At 37.2% G+C, this 14431-nt stretch carries 12 protein-coding genes; 6 read left to right on the forward strand and 6 right to left on the reverse strand.

The annotated features are described in order from the left end of the window. Nucleotides 1-143: 143 nt before the first annotated feature. Nucleotides 144-3050 carry a PEP/pyruvate-binding domain-containing protein gene (locus ACH3O9_RS00370; protein ID WP_416443243.1) on the forward strand — a complete coding sequence of 969 codons (2907 nt, stop codon included), beginning with the start codon at nt 144-146 and terminating at the stop codon, nt 3048-3050. 12 nt (nt 3051-3062) lie between these two features. Further along, a complete protein-coding gene (locus tag ACH3O9_RS00375) occupies nt 3063-4325 on the forward strand; it encodes a serine hydrolase (RefSeq protein ID WP_416443245.1) in 1263 nt (420 codons plus the stop codon). Here the strand turns inward: ACH3O9_RS00375 and ACH3O9_RS00380 are convergent. From ACH3O9_RS00380 to ACH3O9_RS00395, 4 genes are all read right to left on the reverse strand, one after another. Then, nucleotides 4305-7070 carry an Npt1/Npt2 family nucleotide transporter gene (locus ACH3O9_RS00380; RefSeq protein WP_416443247.1) on the reverse strand — a complete coding sequence of 922 codons (2766 nt, stop codon included), beginning with the start codon at nt 7068-7070 and terminating at the stop codon, nt 4305-4307. The two genes, ACH3O9_RS00375 and ACH3O9_RS00380, sit on opposite strands and share 21 nt — an antisense overlap. A 58-nt stretch (nt 7071-7128) precedes the next feature. After that, nucleotides 7129-8064 carry a serine hydrolase gene (locus tag ACH3O9_RS00385; RefSeq protein WP_416443249.1) on the reverse strand — a complete coding sequence of 312 codons (936 nt, stop codon included), beginning with the start codon at nt 8062-8064 and terminating at the stop codon, nt 7129-7131. Nucleotides 8065-8218: 154 nt separating this feature from the next. Beyond that, nucleotides 8219-9022 (reverse strand): lysophospholipid acyltransferase family protein, encoded by an 804-nt coding sequence (locus ACH3O9_RS00390; RefSeq protein ID WP_416443251.1) that lies wholly within the window; start codon nt 9020-9022, stop codon nt 8219-8221. Nucleotides 9023-9093: 71 nt separating this feature from the next. After that, nucleotides 9094-9741, reverse strand: coding sequence for an NUDIX hydrolase (locus ACH3O9_RS00395; RefSeq protein WP_416443253.1), 648 nt, complete (start codon nt 9739-9741; stop codon nt 9094-9096). Between the two features lie 2 nt (nt 9742-9743). Between ACH3O9_RS00395 and ACH3O9_RS00400 the strand changes: the two genes are divergently transcribed. Then, entirely contained in the window at nt 9744-10469 is a 726-nt protein-coding gene (locus ACH3O9_RS00400) for a peptidylprolyl isomerase (protein ID WP_416443255.1), read from the forward strand. On the opposite strand, the gene ACH3O9_RS00405 is transcribed toward ACH3O9_RS00400, so the two are convergent. Next, nucleotides 10470-11093: a trimeric intracellular cation channel family protein gene (locus ACH3O9_RS00405; protein WP_416443257.1), complete on the reverse strand. Its 624-nt coding sequence runs from the start codon at nt 11091-11093 to the stop codon at nt 10470-10472. Next, nucleotides 11093-11815, reverse strand: coding sequence for an RDD family protein (locus ACH3O9_RS00410; RefSeq protein WP_416443259.1), 723 nt, complete (start codon nt 11813-11815; stop codon nt 11093-11095). Before ACH3O9_RS00410 ends, ACH3O9_RS00405 begins: the two co-directional genes overlap by 1 nt. Nucleotides 11816-11850: 35 nt before the next feature. On the opposite strand from ACH3O9_RS00410, the gene ACH3O9_RS00415 reads away from it, so the two are divergent. From ACH3O9_RS00415 to ACH3O9_RS00425, 3 genes are read left to right on the forward strand one after another with little or no spacing between them, the layout of a single operon-like run. Beyond that, the gene (locus ACH3O9_RS00415; protein WP_416443261.1) at nt 11851-12837 is read left to right on the forward strand and encodes a stage II sporulation protein M; all 987 of its coding nucleotides are present in this window, start codon (nt 11851-11853) and stop codon (nt 12835-12837) included. After that, entirely contained in the window at nt 12815-13672 is an 858-nt protein-coding gene (locus tag ACH3O9_RS00420) for a hypothetical protein (RefSeq protein WP_416443262.1), read from the forward strand. The genes ACH3O9_RS00415 and ACH3O9_RS00420 overlap by 23 nt, the downstream gene beginning before the upstream one ends. Beyond that, nucleotides 13672-14421, forward strand: coding sequence for a DUF4129 domain-containing protein (locus ACH3O9_RS00425; RefSeq protein WP_416443264.1), 750 nt, complete (start codon nt 13672-13674; stop codon nt 14419-14421). The genes ACH3O9_RS00420 and ACH3O9_RS00425 overlap by 1 nt, the downstream gene beginning before the upstream one ends. Nucleotides 14422-14431: the final 10 nt, after the last annotated feature.

A 14431-nucleotide genomic window follows, 5' to 3' on the forward strand; every position in this document is an offset into this window, starting at 1 on the left:
GTATGTTAGTATTGCAGCGATGGTTCTTTGGGTAAGAAGCGGCAAAGTACAAGCCTGATATTTTCAATTATTTAAGGAAATGATAAAGCTTTTTTAGCATATCTTAACAGAGAATGCATTTATATTTGCTTTAAACCCCATTTATGCTCTCAAAACTGTTTGCAGGTTTAATAATATTCTTATTAAGCCTTAATATTTCCGCGCAAGAATACAATTCAGCATCCTTAAAATCTGCCATTAAGCAATTTAAAGCTGACCCTCGTGGTCCTTATTTACGGATTCGCTGGTTTTGTGAAGATGGCACTATGCGTGAACCTAAAGACCCTTGCCCCGATGAAATAGGCGGTGTACAACACGCCAGTTACAAAGAACTTACAAATAAAATAGCAGAAAAAAATCACCTTTTTTTGGGCGAAATTCTGGCTGGAGCCGATAAAAATCGGTTTTGGGATGTAGAAAATGACCATAGCCGCTTAAAACAATATCAACTAGGTAAATATCTCGCAAGTGTAGATAATGGCTGGGTTCTTCAAAAAGCGCAATATTATAGAGGCGCCGTACAGTCTGAAGACGAACAGGCCTGGGGTATAGATTTTTATGCAGAAATTCTACAAGACGAAAAAAGCATAAAATCTGACTATTACCTTTTAAGACAATCCCTACGAGATATACCACATTCTGGTGATGGTAATCTGGCTCAACAACTGCGCAGTGAATCTAAAATTATCGCAGAAGAAATGCCCGAGTTTATGGATGTACGTGTAAAAATACACGGGCAGCCAGATATTAATGACATCGTACTTGTACGTGAATTTCGTCAGGAATATAAAGACAAGATCACACCAGAATTACAAAAGCAATTTGAGGATCTAAATAATACGTTAAGTGAATATTATGCTCCGCTTGATGTTAATAGTCTTGAGAAACAAACCCGTGCAATTGGCGGCAACGCGCAGGTTAAAACTGAGCTTTTAAATTTCACTTCAAAGTACAACAACGAGAGTGAACCTTCAGAAATCATTCCCGCCATAAGTGAGCTTTTATGTAACATTCGCACACAGATCAATCAAATTCCAGATTCTGAAGATCGTTTGCAACTGCTTGATATTTCGCTTAAGCTGGAAGAAATGCTACTCAAAAAATCTCCGGAATGGGAAACCAAAGATCTGGGTTCATTACTGAACAAAATCTATAGTTTAAGTTACGCCGCTGCCGGAACCGGTCTTATAGAAACATGGGAGTGGGAAGCGGTTGCTCCTGTTCTTGCTCCTACTCGCTATGAAGATATTTCACTCGCACAATTAAATGATGTGCTAAGTACAGCGCGCAATGTGGTACAATGGAGTGCCGCTATGGCGAAAGCTAATTATGACGATATTGTGGCAAAATACACCGATTTTGAGCCTCTGGCGGCAGGTTTTATAGACGACCGTATACGATCTTCTATCGCACTACCTCTAGGGAAGGCTGTTGGGGAACTGGGGGATTTTATAGCACGTGAATCTAACTTAAACAACGACGTTTTAAATATTCCGGAACAAAGTACCATACGCGGTTTAAATCCTGGTTATGCCATGGGCGAACTTGTAGTTGTAGATGGCAATCCTGAAGATACTGAGGTTTCTGCAGATAAGATATATATATTTAAACGCCCACCTTCAGACCTTAAACCTGTAGCCGGTATTGCAACCGTAGATGAAGGTAATCTGGTTTCGCATGTACAATTGCTTGCGCGAAATTTAGGTATTCCTAATGCAGCAATTACAGATGAACATTTACAAGAATTACTGGCGCACAATGGCGAGAAAGTGTTCTATGCTGTTTCTAATAAAGGAAACGTAATTCTTAAGCCGGCAGATGATATGTCTGATGAAGAACAGGCACTTTTTAGTAAGACAGAACGTAGCCGCAATAAAATTGCAGTACCAGTTGATCAAATTCAGCTGGATAAGAATTCTATTTTGAACATGCGAAATATTGATGCTTCTGCAAGCGGAAAGATCGCAGGTCCTAAGGCTGCAAATTTGGGTCAACTTAAGAAAATGTTCCCAGAGCAGGTTGTTGAAGGTTTTGTAATTCCGTTTGGGATTTTTAGAGATCATATGAACTTACCCATGACTGGTCAAAACAAATCGTATTGGGAATTTCTAAATGAGATGTTTGTAACTGCAGATAAAATGCGAGAGCAAGGCACAGCAGAGAACAACGTTGAAGCTTACCAGTTAAAACAACTTGCTTTATTGCGCACTGCCATAAAAGACATGATGCTAAAAGACTCTTTTATTACTGAACTAAGAGCAGCTTTTTCAGACATATTAGGCGATAATATAGGTAAAATACCCGTTTTTCTACGCAGCGACACTAATATGGAAGACCTGAAAGAATTTACGGGAGCAGGATTAAATCTCACCTTATTTAATGTTGTTGAAGAAGAAAAGATAATTTCAGGCATTAAAGATGTTTGGGCTTCGCCCTACACTGAGCGCAGTTTTAAATGGCGTCAACAATATCTTTCTAACCCAGAAAATGTATTTCCTTCTATTCTTGTAATACCAAGTGTTGATGTTGATTACAGTGGTGTAATGATCACTAAAGGTATAAACAAAGGCACAGATGAAGATCTTACTGTAGCCTTTAGTCGCGGTGCAGGTGGTGCAGTAGACGGTCAGGCAGCAGAAACACGTTTAATAACTACCGATGATTCTTATTTGCTTGCTCCAGCCAGACAACCAGATTATATACGTTTACCCATTGCAGGTGGTGTGAAAAATTATCATACAACATTTGAAAAGGCAATTTTGAATGAACAAAACATTCAGGATCTACGTAGTATAGCCCAGCAAATAAGAACAAAAATTCCGGAAGAAACGCATTCTGATTATTCCGGCGCCTATGATGTAGAATTAGGTTTTAAAGATGATAAGCTGTTTCTTTTTCAGATACGTCCTTTTGTTGAAAATAAGAATGCGCTAAGTTCAGGTTATCTGGAATCCATTTCGCCTAAAATAGATTATGATAGGTTTATTGACCTTTCAACTCCAATAAAATAAAACCCCATTTTGATGAAAAAATTTCTAGTATATATTCCTTTATTACTACTTATTACTGCCTTTACCGTTCCCACGATTTATCCTATTGATGGATATCAAAGAACGGGTATCTCTCGTCTCGCCTATTTAGAGAAAATAGTGAGAGACAGTATTGATTATAACAGAATCCCGCCGGGAGCTTATCTTTCTATTAAAGACATTAAATTAAATCTAACCACTTATAAAGACAGCGCTAAGGTGCTAATGACTCCCGATGCAGATTTACAGGGAAAGATCTCTAAACTCTTTTACGGTCTTGACAATAGCTATTCACTTTCAGTACTGGATATGACAGATAGCACTAATGTGAAATATGCCGCCAGAAATGAGACCAGAGGTTATCAACCTGGTAGCGTGGGTAAATTGGCAATACTTGTAGGTTTGTTTGATCAACTGGAAAAACTTTGTCCTGAAGATTGGGATACCCGTATTAATCTTTTACGTTTTAAGAAAGTTAAAGGCGGTCCATTTGCCGTTTACGATCATCATACGATTCCGGTTTACGATATAGAAAACGATAAGCTAACAAAAAGACAAACGCGTCAAGATGATGTTTTTACTTTATATGAATGGGTAGACCACATGATGTCTGTAAGTAATAACGGTGCTGCAAGTGTTGTCTTTCGCGAAGCTATGCTAATGTCTGTCTTTGGTAATGACTATTTTAATCTTACTGATGAAGAAGCTATGAACTGGTTTAAAGAAACTGACCGTAAAGTTATTAGTGATCTATCAATAGAGATCGTTAATGAACCTCTGCGAAAACTTGGTATTTCTGAAGATGAATGGAGATTAGGCGGGTTTTTTACTGATGGAGCTGAAAGATTTGTAAGCAGACAAGGTGGTAGTATAGGGTCGCCTAAAGGACTCATGAAATTCTTAATTTCTCTGGAGCAAGGTAAAGTAGTCGATTCATTGTCTAGTCTTGAAATGAAACGCCTCATGTATATGACAGATAGAAGAATACGTTATGCACATTCAAGCCGGTTAGATTCTGCTGCTGTATATTTTAAATCTGGTAGCTTTTATAAATGTGACCGAAATAAAAACCCGAATTGCGGAGATTATGCTGGTAATGTATACAATTACATGAACTCAGTAATAATCGTCGAGCACCCTAGTGGACCAAAATATATGGTTTGTCTTATGACCAATGTGCTCAACAAAAATTCTGCAAGCGATCACATGTATCTCGCCAGCAGAATAGACAAAGCACTAAGCGGGCTTCCCGAGTAAATTCGCATTCAATTTTTTAATTGCAATAGCTGTAAAAGATCGCACATCGCGATTTTTTGCAGTTTGTAGCAATTCTTCCAGTTGTGGCAAGAATGAAGTGTCACCTAAGTATTGAATAAGGTAAATCACAGAAAGCCGAATGCGACCGTCTCCTTCTCTTAACAGGTAAATTAAAGCATCATGAAAAGTATATGGAAAGATCAAATTGTCTTCCTGACTTTGATCTTTAATAACATTTGTTTCAAGAATTGGTAAGAAGGAAGTTTTAAGTTTTGGGGTTAAAATATTATCTAAAAACTCAATTGCATTAGCGCGCGTATCTTCAATCCTGCTTGTAAGTCCGCTATAGGCAATATCCATATCTTTTTTATTGTAATGAACTCCCAGCAGTTTAAACAAAGTTTCTAAACGTTGATCAAGCTGTAATTTAAGTACATCAAGCAACGCTTCATAAGCCAGGTTTAATTCTGTAAGATCATCTTCGGGCAGAGATACGGAGTAACTGCTCATATCAAGCTTATCTTCAATTACATTTTTTGCTTTTACCACTTTCTCATATTCCTGGCAGAAAGACATTATAAGATTATTGACAAGTCGAGGATAAAAGTTCAGTTTAGAGTTTTTACTTTTTAATTTGTGTAGTGACTTTGCTGCCGAAAGCCGTATAAGAATATCCCGGCTCTTTAAAAGTTTAATCAAAAAACGTATAGAAGGCTGCGTCCTGAATTTTTCTATAACCTTCGGTACATGCTTCTTTGCCCCGGTCTTCAATAATTTTTCAGATTCCCTATAAAGAAGTTCCTTGCTAATATCTTCCCCGTACATGATAAGGGCATTTATCGCGCTCTTTCTATATTCTTTTACCGTAAGAAAGTCTATAAGTGCATCTATAAACATAGGTTCTCTTGTAATACCGGCTGCCTCAATCGCATGCTGTACAATATGACCATCTTTATTATTGAAATTTACCGAGATAAATGAGTAGAACTGTGGAATCCTGGCATATCCTATTGTTTCCAATAAAAAAGCAATCTCCTCTACTCTATGTTCGCTATTAGGTAATTCTAATTCAGCAAGCCAAAGTTCGATACGTAGCTCGAGATTATATCGCAGAGAAACTCTCTTATTGTTAGCTGCTTCTTTTGCCAGACAAAGCAAAGCGGCATGTGCAATGTAATCGCTGCTGTGATTAAGGTAAGAATCAAAAATACGGTCATCACTCAATTCTGTATGCAGAATTAGATAATTAAGCGCTGCATAAACTACCTCATCATCTTTTACGTGTACCAATCTGCGCACTTCTTCTATGGCCGTACCTCTGGGATAATGATATAATTGAGCAATAGCCGCTTCTTTTACCTGATGGTCAGGATGTGATAGTAACTTAAGAACTCTGGGTTTTAGAATCTTTGCATTTGTTGAGGTCAAGTTCTGGAGATAAAGAATAATTTCGGCCGAATTTCCCCCTGAAAGTATCGATTTTGCCACCTGTAAGTTCGATTTTGCTTTACGTATAGGTACACCCTCAGAATATTCTACAGCGGCTTTTAAGCTTTCGCGAAAGCTTTTAAAATAAGAGTCCCTGACCTTAAAAATCCCTACTAACCATACAAAAATCAGCAGAAGAATAATAACAGTGACATAGGTACTGGGAAGATTTAACCCCTTAATAACGAAGATTAGTAAGCAACCGGCAATACCTGTAGCCACACTATCTACCACCACATCTATAAACGATTTTGTTCTGTTCTTGATCTCTAAAGAAATAGGAACCATGGCCAGTTCTGTCGCGGCTTTATTTACAGATTGTTTAAGGCTACCATCAAGCCCTTTAATGAGTACAAGAACCCATAATTCTGGTACTGTTAAAAACAACAACGACCCCAATGCAATGCCTAAAGGAAGAATAAGCAGTGAACTATTAACTCCCAGTTTTTCTACCACCCGGTTTGTGAAGAACAACTGTATGACAAGTGAGAAGAGATTAAAGGTAGAAAACCAAAATCCGAAAAATGATGCAAGTTCATCTGAATCTGGTATCGCTCTACTGGCAAAATCACTAAACTGAAAATCGACCAATTTTGCCACAATAACGCCTAAACCCACTATTAAAGCGAGGTACGTAAGATGTTTAGATTTTAGTAATATCTTAAAAGCAGAATCATCGATTTCTGTGCTGCGGGAAGTTGCATGAGCCGCTCTGCTTACATAACCTTTTTTATAAATCGTAAAAAGTAAGGGTATACAAGTGAGAATAAAGCATGAGGCGATAATTAATAAGTAAGCATTACCAATTATAGGCGCTAAGATATTAGTTAAGTAGCCACCAAAAATACCCCCAGCAATAGCCCCGGAACCAATAAAACCAAATAACCTTTTAGCTTCTCTGGCATTGAAAACCATATTTGCCAATAACCAAAACTGGCTTGTAGTTAGCACCGCAAAAATACCTGAGATTACATAGTAAGCATAGAGAAATCCATCTGTGAGAAAGTCAATTTGAAGGAGGACACTTAAAATAATAAAAGAAAGAGAGAAGAAGGCTAGTGTATTTACGATAATACGTTTTAAAGAGAATGAACGTACCGCCCTGTTGTAAAAATAGGATGAAATTATTGCCGTTGCTGCTATAAAAAGAAACCCAAATGCAAGGTTTTCGGCGCCCAGCCTATTCAGGAATAAAGCGTTTACGGTGGGTTTAACAATTAAAAGAACAGTTATTATCAAAAAGACATATAACTGCATGTAAAAAGAGATGGCTATTTCACCATCTCTTATATTAAACGTTTTTTTTAGAAAAGTTTTAATCACTTACCTTATCGTTGTCTTTGTCAACACTGGCGATTAAAGTACGTGATTTTTTTATTGCGCGCTCAACAGGAACTACTAAATTTCTAATTATTTGCTCACCGTCTGCATCATTTACAAGGGCTACAAGTATATATTTTCTACCGTCGTCTCCCCAAACCAGAATTGAATCTGAATGAAAAGTCTTCCAAGAACCTGATTTTCTAAAAAGGCGTGCATCTGGTGCAATGCGCTCAAGCGTGTTTACAAATTTGTGATGTAAAGAAGGATGCTCCATAATACTAAGCATTTCTTTAGAACGTGCTGCATTTACAAGAGTACCGGTAACAAGTTTGTAATAAAAACGGCAAACCTGTTCTGCAGTAGCAGCATGACTTAAACCTTTTATAGGGTCTGGTCTGCGCTCACCGGCTGCCGCATAACGCTTGCCAACCCAAAGACCACCGCCTACTTTCTTATCGTAAAGCTTATATTTATCGCTTGTTAAAACGCCGTTTATTTTATCATATCCTAAGCGGTCTATCATGCGTGTGCTTGCCTGATTATTAGACTTACTAATCATTAACCACATATCGTGCTTAACTTCATCGGTCTCTTTAAGCTCTCCTTTATCAATCGCGTCCATAGCTGCAAGAAGTATAGCGATTTTGGGTAAACTCGCCGCATACATCATTTCTTCCCCGTTAAGGCCGGCATATTGAATATTATTTACATCTTCAAGGCTTACGATGCCCACAGACATTTTTTTATGATCTATTAAACTCTTTACCTTAGGATCAGCAGAAAGCTGCTTATAGAGTTGATTTTTAAGTAAATTACTATTGAAATTTATTAAGGGAGCGTCAACACAATCTTTTAAAGGAAGTTCTTGAGCATATGCAACGTTGAATATTAGAGTAAGTAGGAATAGAAGGGCAAAAGTTCTTTTCATATTAGCTTTTTATTATAGAATTGTTAACTCTAAGTTCACATTAATAGTATGCAAAGGTTAAGAATATAACAAACATTATTAAACATTTAACAGTACGGCCCCAAATTTGCAAAGGCTGTGCCAGACCACTGTTAAATAAAAAAGAATTAGGTAATTAATATTCCCACTTGCGTTTGGCATTGAGCTTTTCCTGAGCTTCAATTTCTTCTGTGGGTATTACCTTGAGAAAAGAGGGATGTTGCTCGATAGCATATTCAAGTTTCTCTACGATGTCTTCTACACTATCATTTTCATAATCTATATCCAGAGGTTGCTTTATTTCCATCGTTTGTAAAATACCTCTCTTTTTGATCCTGATTCCCTTTCGATCAAAAGATCTTCTAAAACCATCTATCACTATAGGTACAACAACGGGTTTATATTGTTTAATGATGTGCGCAGTTCCTTTTCTTATAGGCTTCCAGGGTCTTGTCGTCCCTTGCGGAAATGTGATAACCCAGCCATCGTGTAAGGCTATACCTATATTTTCTGTATCACTTAAATTAACAGGACGTTCAATATCCTGACCTTTGTCCCGCCAGGTTCGCTTTACAGTTACTGCACCGGCATACGCCATTATACGTGGTAAAATACCGCTACGCATAGTCTCATGAGCGGCTACGTAATATATGTTAAGCTTGGGTTGCCACAAATAACCTACGTTTTTAATTGAATCTACACGCCCGCTTAGGCTCGCATTAAAAACATGGAACATAGAAACAACATCTGCAAAATAGGTTTGATGATTAGAAACGAACAAAACATTTGTTCCCGGAAGATCTTTTATAATTTCAGAGCCTTCAATCTGCAATTCATTAAAACCACGGTACCTCCTGTGGGTCATTACACCCATGATACGGATCAACCATTTTTTTAAAATAAGATAGTGGCCAAAAGGATTAGTTTTAAAAATCCCCATAAGTATATTTCTTTATAAAAGCAGAAAATTGCTCAGTCATACTGATAATTGCAAGATTGCAAAGATACAATTTACAAATCATGCGCTTCCAGAAGCAAACTTTTAATCTCATTAAGCATCATTGCCGTTGCACCCCACACCACATAATTATTCAGTTTAAATGCAGGTACATCAGGCAACTCTGCATAAGAAGTGATTATTTTCTGAGTAATAACGCTGTTTTTAGATAGAAAATCGGTCACATTTACCTCAATAATGGCTTCTACCTCTGCGTCTTCTTTAATAAAATGAGGTGTATTTGTCGTGAACCCAATAAATGGCTGAACCCAGAAATTACTTGGCGGGATATAAATTTCAGTCATTTGCTTCAGAACAGTAATTTCCTCTTTTTTAACCCCTATCTCTTCTTGAGTTTCGCGCAAAGCGGTTTCTTTCAGATCCTTATCATATATTTCTGCCTTACCACCGGGAAAACCAACCTGATTACTATGTACTCCTTTATAGGTTTTTCTTAAAATGAGTGCTAATTTCGCTTCACGCGAAAGAGAGGGATAAAACAGCGCTAAAACACCCGCCCATCTGGGATTTCTTTTTTCAATATCTGTCTCATTTATTTCTCTAAGTCGTTCAAGTGGGGCCATCTCATATTGGGCAGACTCGCCCGGTAAAGACAATTTGCCTATTTTTGATAACTGTTCCTGAAAATCTTTAAACTGCATCTATGCGTAAGTTATTTTATGTTTTTATCGCCTGTCTATTTTTAGTAAACACAAGCTGTGAAGATAAAAAAACAGGTTCACAAAAAACACAAACAGACATTTCTAAAACTAAAAAAGATACTTCTGCTAAAGCGAAAAGTAAGGCAGAGAATGACAAGCTAAAGAAAAAACTGGGTTCTATAATTGAATCTCAGGCAGATCTAAAACCATTCCTGAAAGAGTATGGCAAGAATAACCCGGAAACGCGGGTTAGACTAAAAACGAGTTTTGGCGATATAGATCTGGAGCTGTACACAGATACTCCTTTGCATCGAGCTAATTTTATTCTTCTGGTAAAACAAGATTACTTTCACAATACGATGATGCATCGCGTGGCTAAAGGTTTTGTTATACAGGGCGGAAATAGTGATGGCTACGAAACGCCAAAAAAACGCCAGAAAATAGGTAATTACCTCATCCCAAATGAATCAAGACCTAATCACCCTCACGTGCGTGGCGCGTTAAGTGCTGCAAAATATACTGAGCAGAACATAAGTGATGCTTCTTCTCCGTTTGAATTTTTTATTGTTCAGGCACCTAACGGCGCTCATCATTTAGACGGGGAACACACAGTCTTTGGTAGAGTTACTAAAGGTATGGATGTGGTTGATGAGATAAACAAGGTTGAAGTAGATGGTAATGAATGGCCTATTGATAACATCTACATAGATATGGAACTGCTTGACTAATTAATTTTCAAAAGTCTTGGGATAAATAGAAGGCAGACTAAGACTAAATTTTACAGCAAGCGTACGTATTATAATTATAGTTGATCCTGCGAGAACAGCCACCATTGTAGGTCCCAAAGCAGAATGTGACAACAGCACATACATCACTCCGCCGGCAATACATGCGCTCGCATATATCTCTTTTCTAAAAATAATAGGTATCTCAGTACACAGGATATCTCTTATAACTCCGCCAAAACAGGCAGTTATAGTACCCAGAGCAACACAAATTAATGGATTGAGATTAATTTTTAATCCTATCTCAACACCAGCGATTGTATACATAGCAATCCCAATTGTATCAAAAAGAAATAACGATGTACGCAGATATTTAAGCCATTTTCTAAAAACGATAGCAAAAATTGTGGTTGCAATAATAACGTAGGTAAATGTGCTATTTAGCATCCAGGTTACCGGTGTTTTACCAATTAGCAGATCACGTATAGTACCCCCGCCCACAGATGTAACAGTCGCAATAATGAGAATACCAAACACATCCATCTTCTTTTTTATTGCAGTAAGTACGCCTGAAATTGCAAAAGAAACGGTACCCAGGATATCAACTATATCTGTAAAACTCTCCATTACTGCTGGGTATAAAAATTATAATCCTTAAGCACTCTTTCTACAAAAACAAGCGGTTTTTCTTCAGGGATTATCTGCATTTTTTCTGCTAGTTTATGTGATAATTTAACGATCACATTGTGATTTCCCTTTTGCCTTGCTTGTGTAAAAACCGTTTTTACGGTTTGCATATCCTTATCTGAAAATACAGTTACCTGCGGATATTTTGCCTGATAATTCTCTGGTATATCTTCCATTAAAGTTTGACTAAGCCGCACACGCTTCTTCTCATTGATAACGGTTGTTCCTGCACCCATATCACCCAGACGCTGCCCTTTACCAGTCAAAAGAATGGTTAGTATAGCAACTCCCCCACTTGTCAAACTTATATCAATAACTCTCATGATCCAGCGCACAAAAAAACTTCCTAACCCCGGTTTAGAACCATCTAGTTTTACCACTCTAAGATTAAAAGCTGCTTTGCCGGGAGTACGCCCATTCCATAAAGTTTCAAACAAAAGATGGTATAAAAATGTAGGAATACCAAGCACCATAAAAAATATGCTGAGTGAAGTGGTATTGTTTGTGGTTATCCCAAAACCTGCCAGTGCAAATAAAGAAATTACCCAATACGCTATAATAATTACAGCGTCAACAAGATAGCCTAATATCCTATCACCTATACCAGCTACATTTTGCTGTATGGTAACATTTTGAGCTGTTTCGATTTGAAAATTATCCATTAATTCTTTTTCTTTACCATCCTAACAACTAGACCATGCGCGAGGCGGCATTTGTGAAGCAAAATAAGGATAAATGGTTAAGATTTGAAAACGTTCTTCTCAATAATAAATCTGAAATAAAACCAGATGAATTATCTGCTTTATATGTAGAGGTTACAGATCATTTAAGTTATGCGAATACGTTCTATCCCGGAAGCAAAACCGCAGAATATCTTAACCATCTTGCATCGCAATCACATCAAAAAATATATAAGGCCAAGCGAGAATCTAAAAACAGATTTATAACCTTTTTCACAAGGGAGTTCCCTTTGCTTTTTTATCAATACCAGCCACAATTACTAATTGCATTTGCAACATTTATCCTATTTTCGGTAATTGGAGCGTATAGTGCAGCTACAGATGGTGCTTATGTGAGAAGCATTATGGGCGATGGTTATGTAAATCGCACACTTGAAAATATAGCCAATAAAGATCCTATGGCTATTTACAAAGATGCTAATGAGATAGAAATGTTTATGGGCATCACGGTAAACAACATTAAGGTAGCTTTGTTTGCTTTTATATTTGGAATTTTAATTGGTGTAGGCTCCTTATTTATAATGATGCGTAACGGCGTAATGCTAGGCTCCTTTCAATACTTTTTTTACGATAAAGGAATGCTTTGGGACTCTGCCCGCACAATTTGGATTCATGGTACAATAGAGATTTCGGTTATAATTATTGCAGGATGTGCAGGTCTCGTGCTGGGTAATGGTATTTTATTCCCGGGGACGTTTACGAGACTAGAATCTTTTAAAATAAAACTTAAAGATGGTCTTAAGATCGTTATAAGCACTATCCCCTTTTTTATAATCGCAGGCTTTCTAGAAGGTTTTGTGACCAGACATACAGAAATGCCAGATTGGCTAGCTGTATTAATAATTGGTCTTTCTTTGAGTTTAATTTTATTTTATTACGTTATTTATCCCCGAATTGTTTACAAGAAAAACCAACAACTAAATGAAAGAATACATAGTCTTTAAAAGACAACGTGAATTAGGTGAGATACTGTCTGATACTTTTAAATTCATTAGACTGGAATACAAACCTCTGTTTAGCGCTTTAGTCAAAAATGCAGGAATACCATTTTTGGTTTTACTTGCTGCAGCAGGCTTTAATGCGGCTACGGCAACTGATTTTACAGATATAACCGGAGGCATCTTTAGAAGTGGAAATGTTATAATGGGCGTGCTTTTTTTAATGGTTGCACTGTTGTTTTATTACGGCTTTCTTTACGGAACCGTCTTAAATTATATAAAGTCATATATAGAAAATGAAGGAAATGTAAATCAGGAACAAATCTCACAAGCTGTACGAGCTAACCTAGGCGGACTTGTAGGTCTAGGTGTTCTTTCAGCAATTATTCTAATTGCAGGTTTTGTAGTTTGTATACTTCCCTGTGTATATCTTTCAGTACCATTATCTCTTGTTTTTGCGATCATGATATTTAGAGGAAGAGGAATTAGCGATTCTATTTCAGAAAGTTTCGTTTTGATCAAAGGTGAATGGTGGGTAACCTTCGCAACCATAATCGTAGTAAGTCTGGTTGTTTACCTTATAGGTATGGTTTTTCAGGTTCCTGTAATTATTTACACAATTATTAAAGGACTTACAAGTTCTTCTGAAATTTCTAACGGTGATTTCTCTAGTATGTTCGATTGGGTTTATATTACTCTTAATGTAATCGCTTCTGCCGTATCATATATCTTGTATGCCGTGGTTGCTATAGCATCTGCTTTTATTTATTACAACCTGAACGAAACAAAAAACCAGACAGGGACTTTAGAACGCATTGATAGCATAGGCGATAACATTTAATGACACGATTAAAACTCATTTGTTTTTTCTCTATTATCCTTTTCTACACCCAGAATTGTAGGGTTTATGGTCAGGACTCTTTAGCTATAAAACAGGAAATAAAAATTGATAGTAGTCATGTAGATCCTGTGATTTTTAGTGATAATGCTATTGAAGATTATAGAAGAACAGATGATTTTAAATACATAGAATATAAAGCTCCAGACAATTGGTACACGCGCTTCAAGCAATGGCTAAGCGATATTTGGGCGTCTATTATAGACTGGATTCTAGACGGCGATCAGGCTCAAGGTTTTTTGGCTTTACTTATTAAAGCACTTCCCTATCTTATTTTAATTGCTGTGCTCACTTTCATTATCTGGCTTTTCATAAAAATTGACACCGGCGGCACTCCACTACTGGCAAGGTCTGGCAGTAATGTGATTTTAAGCAGCGAGCAGGAGATCTTAGAACGAGAGGATATACGCAAATTGATTCAGCAAGCTGTGGCTGCTAATAATTACCGGCTGGCAGTGCGCTATTATTACCTCCTCGCTTTGCAGCAATTAAAAGACAAGGATGTTATAGACTGGCAGGTACAAAAGACAAATCACGACTACGTTTATGAGATTAAAAACAATGATGTGCGACAACAATTTGTAAAGGTCACACGCATTTATGATTTTATTTGGTACGGTAGTTTTGTTGTAGATACGTCAGCTTTCGCGAAAGCGGAAAAAGAATTTAAAAAGCTTCAGGACCTCGTATGAATAGAAGCTA

Origin of the sequence: Leeuwenhoekiella sp. A16 (assembly GCF_047946675.1) — a bacterium.
GTDB lineage: Bacteria > Bacteroidota > Bacteroidia > Flavobacteriales > Flavobacteriaceae > Leeuwenhoekiella.